The 17,433-nt window shown below is 40.5% G+C and carries 11 protein-coding genes; 1 reads left to right on the plus strand and 10 read right to left on the minus strand.

Going from position 1 to position 17,433, the window contains the following annotated elements; translation table 11 throughout:
* Window positions 1-4: 4 nt before the first annotated feature.
* From MTF67_RS04345 to MTF67_RS04365, 5 genes are all read right to left on the minus strand, one after another.
* Window positions 5-1,759 (minus strand): ABC transporter permease subunit, encoded by a 1,755-nt coding sequence (locus MTF67_RS04345; protein ID WP_248518808.1) that lies wholly within the window; start codon window positions 1,757-1,759, stop codon window positions 5-7.
* A complete protein-coding gene (locus tag MTF67_RS04350) occupies window positions 1,756-3,033 on the minus strand; it encodes an ABC transporter substrate-binding protein (RefSeq protein ID WP_248518809.1) in 1,278 nt (425 codons plus the stop codon). Before MTF67_RS04350 ends, MTF67_RS04345 begins: the two co-directional genes overlap by 4 nt.
* Window positions 3,020-3,826, minus strand: coding sequence for a DUF547 domain-containing protein (locus MTF67_RS04355; protein ID WP_248518810.1), 807 nt, complete (start codon window positions 3,824-3,826; stop codon window positions 3,020-3,022). The genes MTF67_RS04350 and MTF67_RS04355 overlap by 14 nt, the downstream gene beginning before the upstream one ends.
* A gap of 1 nt (window position 3,827) precedes the next feature.
* Complete coding sequence (locus MTF67_RS04360) at window positions 3,828-5,981, minus strand: bifunctional TVP38/TMEM64 family protein/FAD-dependent oxidoreductase (RefSeq protein ID WP_248518811.1); 2,154 nt, start codon at window positions 5,979-5,981, stop codon at window positions 3,828-3,830.
* Between the two features lie 189 nt (window positions 5,982-6,170).
* Entirely contained in the window at window positions 6,171-8,525 is a 2,355-nt protein-coding gene (locus tag MTF67_RS04365) for a TonB-dependent receptor (protein ID WP_248518812.1), read from the minus strand.
* 246 nt (window positions 8,526-8,771) lie between these two features.
* Between MTF67_RS04365 and MTF67_RS04370 the strand changes: the two genes are divergently transcribed.
* Entirely contained in the window at window positions 8,772-9,185 is a 414-nt protein-coding gene (locus MTF67_RS04370) for a hypothetical protein (RefSeq protein ID WP_006792654.1), read from the plus strand.
* Between the two features lie 85 nt (window positions 9,186-9,270).
* Here the strand turns inward: MTF67_RS04370 and MTF67_RS04375 are convergent, their stop codons facing one another.
* The 5 genes from MTF67_RS04375 to MTF67_RS04395 all read right to left on the minus strand — a co-directional run bounded on the left by MTF67_RS04375 (window position 9,271) and on the right by MTF67_RS04395 (window position 17,360).
* Entirely contained in the window at window positions 9,271-9,696 is a 426-nt protein-coding gene (locus MTF67_RS04375; protein ID WP_006792655.1) for a hemerythrin domain-containing protein, read from the minus strand.
* A 247-nt stretch (window positions 9,697-9,943) separates the two neighbouring features.
* Entirely contained in the window at window positions 9,944-11,863 is a 1,920-nt protein-coding gene (locus tag MTF67_RS04380; RefSeq protein WP_248518813.1) for a tetratricopeptide repeat-containing diguanylate cyclase, read from the minus strand.
* A gap of 284 nt (window positions 11,864-12,147) precedes the next feature.
* Window positions 12,148-13,800: an RluA family pseudouridine synthase gene (locus MTF67_RS04385; protein WP_248518814.1), complete on the minus strand. Its 1,653-nt coding sequence runs from the start codon at window positions 13,798-13,800 to the stop codon at window positions 12,148-12,150.
* A gap of 139 nt (window positions 13,801-13,939) precedes the next feature.
* Window positions 13,940-15,988, minus strand: coding sequence for a S9 family peptidase (locus MTF67_RS04390; protein WP_008129677.1), 2,049 nt, complete (start codon window positions 15,986-15,988; stop codon window positions 13,940-13,942).
* 145 nt (window positions 15,989-16,133) lie between these two features.
* Window positions 16,134-17,360 carry a threonine/serine exporter family protein gene (locus tag MTF67_RS04395; RefSeq protein WP_008129681.1) on the minus strand — a complete coding sequence of 409 codons (1,227 nt, stop codon included), beginning with the start codon at window positions 17,358-17,360 and terminating at the stop codon, window positions 16,134-16,136.
* Window positions 17,361-17,433: the final 73 nt, after the last annotated feature.

The following is a 17,433-nucleotide window of genomic DNA, read 5'->3' on the forward strand; positions in this document are numbered from 1 at the left end:
TGGGTTAGCGATGTGCGCTTTTAAAAAAGTACTTAGGTAAAACCCACGCCAGTATAAAGCCAATGAGTGGCAATACCATTTGCATAATGGCATACACAGCACTGGTGCGCCTACTTGCGCCATTAGCAAGGGTAACCGCTTCAGTTGTTATGGTTGCTATGCGCCCGCCACCGGCTAAAAGTGTAGGTAAATATTGGCCAAAGCTAATGGCCAAACCAAGTGCGGCCGCAATTAAAATAGGGGCAAATAACTGGGGTAATTTTACGTGTAAAAACACTTTGCAGGGTGTTGCGCCAAGGCTTGCTGCTACATGAGCAAAGCGAGGGTCTAATCGCCTATAACTGCTCGCAAGCGATAAAAACACATACGGCAGTACAAACAATAAATGGGTAAATACCACATTAAAAAACGCCGCTTGGTTATTTACTAGTTGTTGCAGCCACACTAGGCCAAATAAAAACGCAATACTTGGTACAAGCAGCGGTAAATAAATAATTAAGCTGGTAAAGCGCGACATGGGTTTTGCACTTAATTGCTCCGACTCTAAGCACAAAAGGGTAATAACAATGGCAAATAAAGTAGTAACTAGCCCTATAGCAAGGGTATTAAAAAGCGGGCTTTGCATTTGCATTAGCGCACTTTTAAAGTGAAGTAGCGTGAGCTGATCGGGCAGTGCCGCCGGAAAACGCCAAAACCCGGCAACCGACCACATAATTAAGCCAATTAATGAAAGCAAAATAAAGCCAATTACAAATACTGTTAATACGGTCGTTATTTTTTGCCAATAAATGCCGCCATATTCTCGCTCGCCATTGGTGAGTAAATCACTAAATAATGCTTTTATGGTTTTTTCGCCGCCAAGCCAAAGAGCGAGTAAACCACCAGTAAGTACAAGCTGCAATAACGCCCCTGCAGAGGCTTTAATACGTAGGTTTAAATCTACATCGTTAAACCAGTGCATAATAGCGACAGCCAATGTGGGTGGTGTATTTGGTCCCAAAATAAGAGGCATTTCTACACTTGCACTGGCATAAGCTAATACGGCTAAAATGGGTAGGCGCAATAATGGATAAAGGCTTGGCAGTATCACTTTAAAAAAAGCAGTCATAGGGCAGTAGCCTAAATTAAGCGCTACTTTATGTTGTTGGCGCAGTTTTTTGCCAAGCTCAGGTTGGGCAAGTACACCTAGCGCCATTAACAGTAAAAAAGGCAGCTCTTTAAGGGTTAAGCCTAAAATTATACTAATACCAAACGAGTCATGCGGAAACATGCCGTTAGGCGCAAGTTCCCACCCACTTAACCAAGGTGATACTAACCGCGAGATCATACCCGAAGGAGCAATTAAAAAACCAACGGCTATAGCCGCTGCTGCGTGGGGTATTACCAGTATTGGGCTCAGTAAACGCTGAATACGGTTAAGCCACGGGCTATTAAAAAATGCTGCTAAAATCATTAAGGTAATGGTAAAGGCAAGTAAGGTACTTATTAATCCGGTGCCAACACTTAGCATAACCATGTGTGTAAGGCCGGGGGTTTGCATAAGCATAGTAAAGCCATGCAGGCCAAGTGTTGTATGTTCAAGTACCGGCGCATAGCCAAAAGCGGGCAATAGCACGCTAATTAGGCCGCCTATTACCGGCAAAATTAGCAATGCCAGTAAAAAGCGTGGGCTTAATTTAACTAATTTACTAAACATATCAGCGCTTTTATGTGGTTTAAGCGTTGGGCTTGCTGCTAACTTATTTGAAACAACACTCATTGGCTTACTCCAAAACGTGTTTGCCAACCTTGCATAATAGCGTTTACCCAGCTTGGGTGTGGCTCACTTAGCGTGCGTTTAATACTATTTAAAGGCAGCGCGCTTGGGTGTGGTTGCGTTGTTTTAAATAAGGCTTGTTGCTGTGGTGCTAGCGTTGATTGAATAAGTACACTTTTATCGCCCCATATAGGCGCTTTTTGTTTTTGAGCTTGCGCCTCTGGGCTTAATAAAAAATTAGCCACTAACTGCGCACTTTGTGCATGGCTTGCATTATAAGGTATGGCTACAAAGTGGGTGTTACTTAAACTGCCGTCTTGCATTGCATAACTGCGAATACTTTTAGGTAAATCATAACGTTTAACGGCGGCGGGTACTTCGGGCGCTGAAAACGTAAACGCTATGCTTAGCTCTGTGTCGCCCATTAAGCGGCGCATTTGTGCACCACTTTGCATAAAGTGTTTACCGCCGCGCCAAAGCGTTGGGTGCAGTTGATTTAAAAAGTCCCATAATGGGTTTAATACTTGGGCTGTGTTTTTTGCAGTAGCAGCCTGATTTAACTGCGCTTTAAGCGTGTCATCACTTTGTTGATGAAGCACAACAAGCGCGTATTTTAAAAAGCTCATTCCTAAAAAATCAGGTGGCTTTGGGTAACTGAAACGCCCTGGGTTTTGTGCGCTCCAGCTAAGTAATTGGTTTAGGGTTGTTGGTAGTGTGTTATTTGCAGTGCCGTCAATTGCTAAACTGTCGTAGTAAAAGGTGAGCGATGCTTGGCCCCAAGGGGCTTCCATTCCATCAGTGGGTATTCCAAAATCAAAATTAACAGCGGGATTATTGCTAGGGTCGGTGTAGCTAAAATTAGGCAGCTTATTAGCCCATTGTTTTAGTAATAATGAGTGCTCGCTCATGGTGGCAAAGTTAGCACCGTTTATCCAAATTAAATCTACGCTGCCTTTGTTGTTATTGTTTGCTGATTTTTCGGCAAGTACCCGGCTTACAGCTTCGCTAGTATCACTGAGCTTTACATGTACTAAGTTAATGTTGTATTTGGCTTTTACTTGCTGTGCAGCCCATTGAATATACGCATTTATTTGCGCATCACCGCCCCACGCATAAAAATATACGCTTTGGTCTTTGCCTAAGCTTTCAACTTGCTGCCATCGGCTTTGTAATTGTGTATTTGCTAGGCTTTTAAAGCTAATAACAAGGCAAATGCAAAACGCGACACAGCAAAAGCTGTATCGCGATAATGTTTGCCAACATTTATTGGCGAGCATTTAAATCCCAGTTGTAGTCTAAAAACTTAACTTTCATGTCATTATTTTTAAGCGCTTTTTGCTGAGCGGGTATCAGTTTTAGTGCTTTAGGGTATTGCATGAAAAACTCTTGCAGCGTATTTGCACCTTTAAAGCCTTTTTCAAAATCATCGCCATACCACTTAAATATTGAAGATACGCTTAGCGTGTTATCTTGCGCTATATTGCGGGTCATGTCTGATAAAAAACGTACCGTTTGCTCTTGCAATTGGCTTTCTAAGTCAGTGGCAGTGTAGGCTTCTTCACGTAGTGCTGGGCAACCAATACTTGCGCAATTTACTGCAAAGTGAATACGTGGGTCGTTGTATTTACCACTGCCACGTATTAAACCATGCTCAATATCATCAAGGCTGCGAGTTTTACCAAGTAATGGCACAAACTCTTTGCTCCATGGTGAGCTAAAAAAACTGCCTAAATCTTTAATTGACTTAAGGTTTGGGTGTTTTGTTAATATAAGCTCAACAGTAAAGGCGTTATATGCGTTGATTAAAAACGCCAGCTGCTTTGGTTTTTCCCATGTATCAAACTCATTTTGCGTCACCGCCGATAACGAATCTAAATAGGTTTTAAGCTCGCTGTGCTTGGCTTTTATTGCTGCGTAATCAACCTCCGTGCTGTGGCCATGATTAATAGCCACAACATGGTTGTTTAATAATGTATTCCAGCTCTCGTGCATGTTTTGAGCATTGCTTGCAAACGATGTTGCAAGCAAAGCCGACCCTAGCAAAAGCGCTTTTAAAGGTGTTTTAAACATATTAGCTTCTACGCCATGTGTGGTATTTTTCAAGCATGTTAAGTACTTTTTCAGGTGCGTGAGCACGTTTCCATTCGCCCGCTGCATATTTGTTACCTTCAGCCCACGTAGGGTAGCTATGAATTGTGCCTAGTATTTTGTTAAGGCCTAAACCGTGTTTCATTGCCAGTACAAACTCAGCTATTAAATCGCCAGCGTGTTCAGATACCACAGTAACACCGAGGATTTTGTCTTTACCTTTAGGGGTAATTACTTTTATAAAGCCTTTGGTGGCGCTGTCGGTAATGGCGCGGTCTAGCTCTTCAAATTCAAAGCGAGTGATTTCATAGTCTATGCCTTTATCAATAGCGTCTTGCTCGTTTAAGCCAACACGTGCTACTTCTGGGTCAATAAACGTAGTCCACGGAATAACACGGTAATCGACTTTAAACTTTTTAAGATTACCAAATAAGCCATTTACAGCGGCGTACCAGCCCTGATGAGCGGCTACGTGCGTAAACTGATACGGACCTACAATATCGCCAGCGGCAAAAATGTTAGGGTAAAGCGTTTCTAGGTATTCGTTAGTGACTACAGTACGGTCGGTTTCTATGCCGAGTTCTTCAAGGCCGTAACCTTTAAGGCGAGCGCTTCGGCCCACAGCACATAGTAGCTCATCGTATTCAATATCGATTTCGGTATCGTTATGTTTTACCACAATGAACTTTTTGCCATCGCGCTCTTCACAGCGTAGTGCTTGATGCGAGGTTAAAATGTTTACGCCGCTCTCAATAAGCGCTTCGTGAGCAAAGGTAGACACTTCTAGGTCTTCTTTGATCATGATGCGTTCGCTCATCTCAATTTGCGTAACGCTTGATCCTAAGCGTGCAAAACTTTGTGCAAGTTCGCACCCAATTGGACCACCGCCAAGTACAACAAGCTTTTTAGGGGCTTCTTCAAGCTCAGCAAATTTAGTCCATAACGTATCGCTTGTTACATAGCCTGTTTCTTCAATACCAGGTAATGGCGGTACAAATGGGCGTGCGCCAGTGGCAATAACAATAGTGCGGGCTGTTAATGTTTGTGTGCCGCCATCGTTAAGCTTAATTTCTACAGTCCATGGGTCTAATAATTTACCGTAGCCTTTAACTACATCTACACCAAGGTTTGTGTAGCGTTCAACGCTATCATGTGGTGCTACGTCGGCAATTACTTTATGGACACGTGCCATTACTTTTTTAAACGAAAACTGCGGTGTGGCGTTTTCTAAGCCGTAGTGTTCACCGTGGCGAATTTGCTCAGCAATTTTAGCGCTTTTAATAACGGCTTTACTTGGTACACACCCGTAGTTTAAACAGTCGCCGCCCATTTCGCCGGCTTCAATTAGGGTTACTTTGGCTTTAACCGCTGCTGCAATATAGCTTGTCACTAAGCCGCCAGCACCTGCGCCAATAACAATCATGTTACGGTCGAACTTTTTAGGTTTAGTGTAATTTTTGTATACGCGACGTTTTTTAAACACGTTTAGGATTCCTTTAGCAATAAAAGGGAACACACCCAATAAAGCGAACGATAAAATAAGATCGAGCGATAAAATGCCTGATAAGCTCTCAATTTGCGCAAGTTGCGTACCCGCGTTTACAAATACAAAAGTACCTGCGAGCATACCTACCTGACTTACCCAGTAGAAGGTCCACGATTTAATTGCAGTAACACCCATTAGTAAGTTAATTAAAAAGAACGGGAATACGGGTACTAAACGAAGGGTAAATAAGTAAAACCCACCTTCTTTTTCAACGCCTGCGTCAATAGCGTCTAAGCGCTCAGGAAAACGTTGTTTAATTGTATCGCGCAGTAAATAACGCGATACTAAAAAGGCAAGCGTAGCACCTACCGTAGAGGCAAACGAGGCAACCAATAAGCCTTCAACTAAGCCAAATAATGCACCTGCGGCCAGTGTTAATATAGCCGCACCCGGTAAAGAGAGAGCCGTTACTACCACATAAAGCAAAAAGAAGCCGCCAATAACAAGCAACGGCGACTGTGCTTTGTACTGATCAAATTGATCCATTGACCCTTTTAAGCCATCAAGTGTTAGTAACTGGTGTAAATTAAAATGAAAGAACGCGCCAATAGCAGCGGCGGCAATCACTATTAATAATAATTTTTTTATCATGTTCTCTCTCTTAATTAGGCCCTATTAACCTTTTTGGATTGCACTAGGTAAATCCTTTGGGCTGCGCCTGTTTAGCATTAATTTTACTTTAACGCCTATGAGGAATAACCACACCACATAGGCTTTACCTAGCTTTATAAGAAGCAAATTTATGTATATTTAACCTTTAAAGCTAAATATTCATAAATATTAAAACTTATGGGTCAGAGTCAGCTTGGCATTTATTGGCAATTCAGGGAATGCCAAGGTTGCGCCAAAGTAGCCGCCTTCAAAAACAGGACGCCAATTTTTTTGGTTTGTGATGTTATTTACATCTAAACGTAACTTAGTACTAGGCGTAAATGCATAGCTAGTATTTACGTTTAGCGTGTATTGATCACGAATTTTAACTGTTTGTAAAAAGTCTAATGGGTAACTCTTTGTATATAGACCTGAAAAACCAGTTTGCCATTTCGAGGTAATTGAATAATTACCATTAAAACTAAACGATTGCTCTGGAATACCTTGTACTTGACTGTTTGACGGTGCAAATGGAGTAAAGCTTGGCGCGCCAACGCCCGTACCAGCAATAATGTCTGGGCGTGAGTTATCAAATGCATCAGCGACTTGAGCGGAATCTTGGCTGCTTGCAGAGTTATCGTAGCGGGCATCTATGTAGCTGTAGCCCGCACTTAGCCAATAAGGGTAAGCATCGTAAAATACTTGGCTTTCAAAGCCCGTGGTACGAATACCCGTATTGCTGCCATCGCGATTACGTAAACTACGGCGCTGGCTAAATACCGCGCCATCAGCGTACCAGTCGCTATCGGTTGGAGCGTACTTTAAGCCAAATTCTACGAGTGTGTTTTCTGTTGCAAAGTTTTGTTCACTAATAACGTTGTCGCCACCCAGTACATTACCGCCAGCCATACTATTTGATGTGGCCTCGTTATAACTTGCAGCACCGTAGCCTGTGAAATCAGCATTTAGTTTGTAATTAAAGCTTACCTGACCTGACTGAAGTGTGTCGTTAATGCTATCACTTGCTGCAGTTTGGCCTTGTGGTGCAATAGGATCACGTGCTTCTACATCATAATAATCTACCCGGTAACCTACGCTTGTATGAAGTTTATCTGTCCAACCTGAGTCTTGCTGAATAGCAAAACCTGTTTGCCATGAACGTGAGTCAGTAGTGTCTGATAGGTTAAAGTCGCCGCTGCCGTCGTTATCTATATCGTACTGTGCACCAGGTGATACGAACACACCCGGGCGAAGCTCAACCAAACGTGCCTTTTGTGCGTCTGTTAAAGGAATGCGGCGATTTGATAATGGGCCAGTTAAATCAATAGGTAAGTCGGCCTCTGTGGTGAACTGGCTGTAGCCAAGCACTTTGTTATAGCGTACGTCAAAAGCAAAAATAGTTTGTTGTTCGTCGTTCCAACTATACGTTAGTTCTGTTCGATTTTGCGCCGTGTCGGCGCCGTCAATAATTTCAACAAAGCTATTTTGGGCAATCTCTTCACGCTGTAAATGTTGAAAGTAGGTGATGTTTTTAAGTGAGGCATTTGCACTTAGCTCACGTTTATAAATACTGTGAATTAAATAGGTTGTAGCTTCGTTTTGGTTATCAGGGTCAGTAAGTACAGTGCTGCGATCAATGTTTACTTGCCCAGTAGGCGATACAATCGAACCCGCCGCCGGTACTGTACTGCCATTTGCTTGCACGCCTTGGCCAGTAATATAAAGGCCATCATCAATTAAAGCTTGGGTAGGGCGGTTAATACCGGCGTTGTCGGTAAATTCGACTTGGTATAGCTCAAAGTTAATATCCCAAGTGCTTTTATCGTCTGGCAAAATGCGTAGTGCTGCAAATAAACTGTCGCTTTTAGTACCTGAATAATCGTAGTAGCTGCCATGGTCAAGATGTTCATAGCTTACTCTAAACCCAACTTTGTCTTTAATAATTGGCGCAGTGTAATCTATTTGCGCACTGTATTGGTCCCAACGACCGGCCGATAAACTCGCTTTGCCTTTACTTTCGTCCGTTGACGCTACTTTTGACTGTAAGTTAACAAACCCACCGTTGCGTTGGCTTGAACCAAACAAAACCGGCGGTGCGCCTTTTACTACATCTATTTGTTCGACAGAATTGAACGATAACGGCACGCCAAACCCATTGTTACCTGCTTGACGACGTGTACTATCTTGAAAAAGCTCACCCAATTGACCGCGAATAGTAGGTAAACTTGGCGCGCCAAAGCCACTTGCAGAGTATGTGTTTGGGCTTACTGCTAATACATCTTGTAAAGTAGTAATGTTAAGCTGTTCTATAAGTTCGCTTGAAATAGGCGTAACTGAGCGTGCTATGTCTTGAAGTGCTAAGTTATCACCAAAAGGACCGTCAATTGTTTCATTTTTAACAGAAAGACCTTGAGACTTTATAACTTGACCAGCCACCTCTATGTGTTCAATCGAATCTTTTACTTGCGTTTTTTCAGCTGCAAAAGCAACAAGGGGAGTGTTTAATATGGTGGCTAACGATAGTGCTAAGTATGCGTGTTTCAAGGGTTGTCTCTCTAGTGTAATTAGTTATTGGCGATAAAGACCGAAAGGAATAAAAATATCTTTCAATTAAAGTATAACTTTTTTAATTTTTAGAATGGATGCGTGCAAATTATTCTTATTATAGTCTTAAGCTTTAAATGTTGTTGAATACCTACTTGGATTAAATCTAAATAGTTTGAAATTAATCATAACTTATACGGTCTTGTTCTGTTCTTGGTTTATTTATATATTTTTAAAGGAAATTTTATGACGGATTCTTTAAGTAGTGATGTTCAAAATCGTTTGCAGTGGTCACTTTTATCTTTGCGTGTAGGTGTGTTTATTGTAATGGTTATGTGGACGTTCGATAAGTTTGTTAACCCTGGACATAGCGCACGTATTTTTGAGCATTTTTATGGGATCAGTGGCTCTACAGATATGGTGGCTTACATTATTGGTGCGGTGCAGCTAGTACTTGTTTTAGCGTTTTTAGCAGGTATTAAAAAACGTATAACTTACGGTATTATTTTCATAATGCACGGCTTATCAACGCTTTCATCTTACAATCAGTACATTGATGGCTTTAATAACTTATTATTTTTTACTGCGTGGCCAATGTGGGCAGCGTGTTTTGCACTTTATTTATTACGGGATCAAGACGTAAAATATACTGTTAAATAAAACAGCCAGACAAAAAAATGGTTATAAGCCAATTAGCTTATAACCAAAAGTACACAGGGAGGTGTATGAATTCTTACTTTTACGATTAATGCATTGCGTCGTTGTATTTGTCGCCTAAGCGCTCTTTTTGCCCTTCAGACAGCGCTTTACCTGCTAGTTGAAATACTTCATGTTCTTCTTCATCTAAGTGATGGTGCACTAAATGGTGTAGTTTTTTAGCTTCTACTAACCATGCTGATGAGCTCATTTCGGTATCTTCAAGTTGTTCAATTAGTTCATCAATTTCATGATGCTCTGCAACACTGTGGCGTGCTTTTTCTTGCGTTAGATCTTCACAAATTAATGGATTATAAAAGTAGCGCTCTTCAAATTTTGCATGTTCTTCTAGCTCTGTTTTTAGCTCATCCATTAAGCTATGACGTTTTTTTGTGTCGCCCTTGGTTTGAATAAGCGCGTCAACTAGTTTGCGTTGTTTGTCATGATCATTACGTAGTGCTTCAAAAATATTCATAAATCATCCTAATCAATTACGTTGCTTAATAACTAATAAGCAAACGCAGTGCCAGATTTTAAGTTATTGAAAGTAATGATTTTATAGGTTTTAGGCTATGTTTTTGGATTGTTTGTGTATTTTTTACAGACGAGAGGGTGAAATAATTTCTTACTTTTAATACGAGCTAATACTTCATGTGCAGCTATTTACAATTAGCTTGTTAAAAACATATTTGGGGGTGTGTGTTTGTTAAGCTTTAATACCCCTAGGGCTGCTCAACATTAACCTGATTGCGGCCACTTTGTTTGGCTTTATAAAGAAGCTCATCAGCATGTATGATCAGTTTTTCAAGTGAGCGGTTAGAGGAGGAGCTAATTGCTGCACCTGCGCTAAACGTAATGGTTTCAGTATTATTTAAGCCTTCTATTTCGCTACAAATATCTATCAGTGTATTGGCAATAGAATCGAACGTTGTTTTAACGCTTTGTTTATCAACGGTGTTTAAAACAAATAACCATTCCTCACCACCATAGCGGCCAAATTGGTCGTCACCAGCAAGTGTATTTTGTGCTGCACGAGCAAAAGCTTTAAGAACGGAGTCACCCACATCGTGGCCGTAAGTGTCGTTAATGTGCTTAAACAAATCTAGATCGACAATGGCAATTGTAGCATTGCTTTGCTTAAGTTTTTGAGCCGCTTTTTGCATAATACCGCGTCGATTTAAACTGCTAGTTAAGTAGTCAGTCAGCGCAATGTTATAATATTTTTTACGTTGTAGTACTTGTTTATAAATAAGTAATAACGACATAATAACTAAAATAAACGCAATTGTTGCGCTTAACCGCCAAATTATTTTTTGTTGATACTCTTCTTTGGCGAGTAATTCGTTAATGTTTTTGTCGTATTCTAGTTGGAGTATTTTTTCTTCTTTTTCTTTTACTTCAAATTTTATTTGCAGTGTTTTAATGTTTGTTTCGCTGGTGGCTTCGTAATGCTTTTTCATAAATGTAAGCATTTGCTCCATTGCGTCAAATGCATCGTCTGTTTTGTTGAGGCTTCGTTTTAACTGGTATCGCTTTTGAAGGTAATCGGCTTTATAAATGCTGCGGCTAAAATCATCGATCATCGAAAATACTTCATCGTTCATTTTATCGGCTTTTTCAAGTAAACCTTGTTTTTTATAAATATCTAGCATCAATATCATCGATGCGAGTTTCATATCACCTATTCCGGCTAGGTGGGCAACCTCAATATTTTTTGTGGCTAAGGCGAGCGCATCTTCGTAGTTTTCTTGTTTGTATAAAATATTAGCAATTGAATACTGAGCAAAAGATAGTCCTTTTTGCATGTTAACAGATTCAAAGTAAGAGAGTGCTTTGTCTAGATAAATGAGGGATTCGTTTGGTTTATTTATTTCAAGTAATACATTGCCCAAGCTCCAGTAAGCTTTAGCTGTATATAAGCCATCTTGAGTTTGCTGATATGCGATCAGCGCTTTTTTAGCGTATGTTATTGCTTTTTCTTTGTTTTCTAAATAATTATACGCATCGGCTATCTTCCTGTAAAAATAGCCTTGCGATGCAATATCGTTGTTTTGCATCGCCAGTTCTAATCCGTCGAGTGCCACGCTCAAGGTTTTTTTCAGTTCATCTGTTTCGGTATAAAAGTATGCAAAGGCTCTTAAAATAATGATTTTTTCAGCCGGTGTAGATTGAGAAAATCGCGTTTTTAGTTGATTAACAACATCGTTTGCCTTTTGGAGTTCTTTTTGTAGGCTAAGCAGTTTTAATTGTGACTCCAAAAATAGCAGTAATACGTCAGGTTGTTTAGATAATTGCTGATTTGATAAGTAAACAGTGAGGTGTTTATCTAATTTTTCGTACTTTTCTTCCCTAAAAAGCAGTTCGGCATAAATGGCTGCAGCTTCTAAATGCAAAGCGTCATTCTGTTTTAATTTACTTTGCTCGTAAGCTTGAGTGATTTGTTTTTTGTTTTGCAGGTAGTCAAGTTTATCTGTTCTTACACTTTTAATCAGCGCGCGTACGTCTTGCTGACTAAGCTCAGGGGTAGCGGAGGTGTTTGAATAAGCAATACTTTGAAAGGCGGCGAGTAAAAAAAACACAACAACAAGCTGTTTAACCAACACCGATAGGTAACTTGCTTTAAATTGCATGTTATTAGTCATATTAAGCCCTTACTAACCTGATACGTGTAGCTTTTTTGAAAAACGTAGGGTTAGTTAAATTTTGGCTAAACCTCATCCATATACTTTTAGTAATCAAAAACTTAAGCAGGTTGTAGCCTTGAGAGACGTTTATATCTAGCATTTTCAATCTCTATTAAGTATTGGTTAACCATTAATTATCCAGTTACATTACCATAAAAGTTATTTTATAAAAATATCTACGCCTATAATCCTAGTATAAGCGTGATAGCAGCCTTATTTATGATGGTTTTAGTATTTATCAGTTAAAAATCAGCATCAATTTTAAACTCTAAACGCTCGTGATTAATCGGGTGCGTGAATGCTAGATACTCAGCATGCAGGTGTAACCGGTCTGCTTTTTTACCATAATGTGTATCACCAATAATAGGGGTGTTTAAACCTAATACATGTGCGCAGTGCACACGCAGTTGATGTGTGCGCCCTGTTTTAGGGTAAAGCTGCAAGCGAGTAGTGTTGTTTTTTCGCTCAAGTACTTGCCATGTTGTAAGTGCAGGTTTTCCTTTTTGGTAACACACTTTTTGACGCGGCTTATCATCAAAATCTGGTGTTAGGGGTAACTCTATAGTACCGCTTTCTTGTTCTATATTCCCATCGACTAAAGCAACGTAGCGTTTTTCTATTGTGCGCTCAATAAATTGTTTTTGAATGGCTTTATGTGCCCGTTTGTTTAGGGCAATGATTAATAGTCCTGAGGTTGACATATCCAATCGGTGCACAATAAGTGGGCCTGTAGCTTCTGGAAATTGTGTTTTCATACGCAAGAATACAGAGTCGTCTATGGTAATGCCCGGGACCGATAAAAACTCTGCCGGTTTATTCACTATGACCAAATCGTCATCTTGGTAAACAACAGTAAGCTCTTTACCTTGTGCAGGGTTATTCAACAGTGGGCTAGGTTCTACATTTAAGCCTTTTAGCATGTGGCCTAAAATAGGCTGACATTTACTAAAGCAAGATGGGTAGTAGTTTTTATGCTGCCTAACCGCAGATTTAGGCGGGGCTCCCCACCAAAATTCACCCATGGCTATAGGTGTTAAGTTATGTTTAAACGCATATTGAAGTAATTTAGGGGCTGCACAGTCACCTGCCCCCGATGCCGGCGTATGCTCAGGTAATTTGGCAAAAATAGCATTGAGGTCTTCTATTTCGCCATCAATATTAAGAAATTGATATTGAGCAAATAGTATTTTTTGTAAGCTTTTGGAGAGCGTTTTACGGCGTTTTTTTAAATGTTCAAGTTCATCGTTTATTTTGCTATGCGCTTGTTCAAGTGTGACTAGCTGTGTTTGCCATTTTTGCTTTAATGCCTGAAGCTGCTTTTTTTCTTCAATGCTTTGTGTTGCTAGCTTTTTTTTGAGTTGTTGAATTTTGGTTTTACTCGATTTTTTTTCAGCGTCGCTGCGTTGTTTTTTACGTTTTTTTCTGCTTTTTTGCATTAAAGCATGCTGCGCTTGCAGCTCTTTTTCAAAGCCTTCGTTGGCGGTAGCTAATAATTGGCTAATGCTCTTTAGCTGCTCACTGTTTTCAAGTTCGTCTATTTGTGCGTTCAAGTCATTTATTATTTTGCTTTTAGCTAAGTAATTTTCATCGTTTAATTGCATACTTGAAATAGGGGGCACAAAGTTAATACTGGCTTTGTTTGCGTCAACTTGCCCTGAGTAGGCAGCTAAAAAGCCCAGTTCGTTTTGCTCATTTTTAACCACTAACACGCCAAACATTTTACCCGCGTTTTCAGCTTTTAAATGTGGCAGTGTTTCGAGCTGCTGTTGCAATTGTTCGCTTGCTGCAATAGTTAACGGGTGTGGCTCGTAAAAAAAGGGGTAAGTAAACTGTTCCGGTAAAGGAATAGTGGAAACCGGTTGAGCAAATGGGGTAAAACAAGGGCTGTTAGACATAGCGGTCGAATTATGAAATTGAGGCGAAGAATTAATTTAGATTTTATCACAGCATGAGCTTGCTAGGGGATATTGGTTCTACAAATAATGAAAAAAGGCCAGCAACAATGCCGGCCTTGATATTTTAACTTACCACAAATTATTTATTGGCATCTTTTACTGCTTTAAGTTTTGCTGCGTGGTCTATTTCGTAATCAGGCATGTCTTTTTTACCCTCTATTAAATAGTTATCCATCCAACGCATTAAACGTAAGCTGTAGTCGTATTGTGCTGCCACTTTACGGTTGCCGTGGCCTTCACCCGGGTAATAAACAAGGCGTACATCTTTACCTTGTACTTTCATATAGCGGTAGAGTTCCATAGATTGCGCAGGGTGAACGCGTGGATCGTCTTTACCGTGCATAATAAGCAACGGTGTTTCTGACTGACCAGCCCAGTAAATTGGGCTGCGCTCTAAATACCATTGCCATTTATCCCACGGGTATGAACGGGCATGCACTAAGTGCATTTCGTTTGAAATATCAGTGGTACCAAACTTAGAAAGTTGGTTAGTGACACCCACAAACATAACACTTGCTGCAAAATGTTCAGTTAGTTTTGTTGCACCCCAAGCTGAAGCGTAACCGCCGTAAGAACCACCTGTAATACCAACGCGTTTGCTGTCAACTAGACCCATGTCGACTAAATGGTTTTTAAAGTCCACTAGGTCGTCAAACTCTTTACCAGCGTAATCGTTTTGCCCTAGTTTTGAGTAATCAACGCCTTTACCTGTAGAACCACGATAGTTTGGATAAAATACCGCGTACCCACGTGCAGCACCCATTTGACCAGGGCGAGAGTAATTGGTGATCCACCCATCTTTGTCGTGACTTTCTGGGCCGCCATGTACTGACATTATAAGTGGGTAGCGTGTGCCTTTTTTGTAATCGAGCGGGTATACAAGTACGCCGTCTAGTTCAACGCCATCACGCGCTTTAAGTTTAATCGTTTCTTGTTTAGCAAAACGTTTATCGTTCAGCCAGCTGTTTGAGTCTGTTAAACGCTTTGCTTTTTTACTACGCACAATAAACACTTCGTTAGGATGCTTTGCACTGTTACCACGAAGTGCCAATGTTTTATCTGAGTCAGAAACACTTAACTGCGTTGCAATAAATTGGCCTTCATCAACTAGCTTTTTGTATTTATTAGAGCCTGCTTTGATACTGGCAACAAAGCTTTGCGTACCTACATTGGCAATAAAGTTAAGCGTGTTACGCTTATGCGACCATTCAAAATCAACGACGTGGCCCATAAAGTTAGGTAGCCACTCAGTGATTTTTGCGGTTTCAGTGTCAGCAATAAATAAGCGGCCAGTTGCTGGGTCGTGCTGATCTTCTGCGCCTAAAATAGCGACGTATTTACCATCATGCGACAGCTCTGCATCGCCCAGTTTACCCTGTGTTTTAAACGATAAGGTTACTTTTTCGTTAGCAATATCGTAAAGGTGCCACATTGATTTAGTATAGCGATCGTCAATAAGTGCTGTAGGTTGAGTTTTAACGAGTAGCTTTTCACTGTCGGCTGACCAGTTAACATCGCTTACATAGCTATCAATGTTTATGGCTGTTGGCGATAATGGTTTATCTTCTTTGGCCAAATCAACAACAAAGAGTTGTTTGTTTTTTAAACCTAGTTCGTATACTTCTGCTTTAAAACCAAGTTTTTTTAATTCTTTATCTGATTTGTCGGCAGCGGGCATCGCTAATAACGCAAGCTGTTTATTGTCTGGGCTTAGTTGATAACTTGAAATAGAAGTCCCTTTTAACGACATAACTGCTTGTGCTTGTCCGCCATCAACAGGAATTTGGTAAAGCGAAGTAAATTTATCGTCTTTAAGCTTTGCTAAAAAGTAAATTGTTTTGCTGTCGTTTGACCATTGTAGGCTTTTAATATTAACCGAGCCGGTAATAAATGGGCGTTCAACACCTTCATCGTCTACAACGTAAAGTTCGCTGTAATTGCTGCCATTTTCGTCAACGTAAAGTTTGCGTGGTAACGAGCGTGTAAATGCAACGCTTTCACCATCTGGGCTAATACTTGTTTGTATTACCGATTTTACTTTTGGAATGTCTTCAACTGTGATTGCTGATTGCGCAAATGCAAGGCTGCTTGAAAGCCCGATTGCTAGCGCTAAGCTTGTCTTAAGCATTGTTATATCCTTTATTTTTAAAATCCAGATTAGTATAACAAGCTAAGGTTAATAAACTAAAAAATGCGATTAATGCTCAAAAGAGGGCGTTAAATGAAGGTGATAAAATAAATAATGAATAGCGCGGAATGTACCGCGCTGCTTTTTATAAACTTTTTTTAGGCGGTAAGGCAACGTTTGCAAATATAAGCCCGGCTACAAGCGACATAAATATTAAAAATGTTTGCTGGCCTATATGCTCTGCATATATAAAGTCTTGGCCTTCAATAAGTGAATTTAAGCCAATGTAGGTTTTGCTACCTGGGACTAATACAATCAAGCCCTGCATTGCCACAATTGAAGCCGGCGCATTAGCAACACGGTTAAATAAATTACTAAAAATACCCACCGATAACGCGCCAACAAAAGTACCCAATGTGTAATCTAAATACATTGCTGACCCAATACTTGTGCCATAGGCTATAAAGCCTGATGCAATAGACCAACCCGCATGTTTTAGTTTGGTTCTAAATATAACTATTAGGCTGCTACACAGTAAAAATATAGCAAGCCAAGGTGTCCAGCTGGGTAAAGGCTCCGGTTGAACAAAGTCTGCTTGGCCAAAAAGTGCAAAGCCAATGCCTATACCTATAAAGCCACCAAAATAGAGTTTAAACAGCAACATAAATGAGTCCATTACTCTTGCTGTACCCGAGACCAAGTGGCGAGCTGCAAGCTCTGCCAATCCAAGTGCAAGCGCGAGGCCCGGTATAAATACAATAATGGCAGAAAGCACCACTAAGCGAATGTTTACTTCGGGTGTTATATAAACGCTTACAGCACAGGCCATAATTGCTGAAACAATAGCAACAAGTGGTTCAAGCATATGCGCTACACGTTTAGAGCGCATAGACCACAATACAAACATATACACCACAAGGGTGAGTAACGCAGACCAAATTACATCGGTCCAACTGGTGCCCATAAGCATTGCAAATGCGCCGCCCGAGGTTGCAAATGCAATACCTGTGGTTAATTTATTGTAAGGGTTAGGGGCATCAAAAATTATATCTAGCTGTTGGTCTACTTCTTGAAGAGACAATTCTTCATTAAGCATTTTATTTACAAGGTCGTCGGTATCGGCAAGTGATCCTAAATCATGATCGCCTGGGTCAACTCGTGCCACATGCGTATACTCATCTTCATGGCCGTCGGTCCAAATAACAAAGGTGACCGAGGTGGGCGACATAACAAACGACGATTTGAGGCCTAAGTATGTGGCGACTTCCATTAAGTGTGCTTCTAGGCGGTAGGCAGGCGTACCGTATTTATGAAGCATTTTACCTAACTTAACGATAAATTTGCGTTTTTCTGTAAAGGTTGCAGTTTTCAAATCTTATTTAGGCCAGTGTGTAAATAAATTAGCTAAAAGTATAGGCTAAAACGCCCATATGTAATGGGCGCGA

It is taken from the genome of Pseudoalteromonas sp. 2CM32C (assembly GCF_023161925.1).
GTDB classification, from domain to species: Bacteria; Pseudomonadota; Gammaproteobacteria; order Enterobacterales; family Alteromonadaceae; genus Pseudoalteromonas; species Pseudoalteromonas marina.

Excerpts from the sequence above, each read along its gene's own strand:
- MTF67_RS04360 (WP_248518811.1), bottom strand. The coding sequence starts at position 5,981 with ATGATAAAAAAATTATTATTAATAGTGATTGCCGCCGCTGCTATTGGC.
- MTF67_RS04385 (WP_248518814.1), bottom strand. The coding sequence starts at position 13,800 with ATGTCTAACAGCCCTTGTTTTACCCCATTTGCTCAACCGGTTTCCACT.
- MTF67_RS04375 (WP_006792655.1), bottom strand. The coding sequence starts at position 9,696 with ATGAATATTTTTGAAGCACTACGTAATGATCATGACAAACAACGCAAA.
- MTF67_RS04350 (WP_248518809.1), bottom strand. The coding sequence starts at position 3,033 with ATGCTCGCCAATAAATGTTGGCAAACATTATCGCGATACAGCTTTTGC.
- MTF67_RS04390 (WP_008129677.1), bottom strand. The coding sequence starts at position 15,988 with ATGCTTAAGACAAGCTTAGCGCTAGCAATCGGGCTTTCAAGCAGCCTT.
- MTF67_RS04355 (WP_248518810.1), bottom strand. The coding sequence starts at position 3,826 with ATGTTTAAAACACCTTTAAAAGCGCTTTTGCTAGGGTCGGCTTTGCTT.
- MTF67_RS04370 (WP_006792654.1), top strand. The coding sequence starts at position 8,772 with ATGACGGATTCTTTAAGTAGTGATGTTCAAAATCGTTTGCAGTGGTCA.
- MTF67_RS04380 (WP_248518813.1), bottom strand. The coding sequence starts at position 11,863 with ATGACTAATAACATGCAATTTAAAGCAAGTTACCTATCGGTGTTGGTT.
- MTF67_RS04345 (WP_248518808.1), bottom strand. The coding sequence starts at position 1,759 with ATGAGTGTTGTTTCAAATAAGTTAGCAGCAAGCCCAACGCTTAAACCA.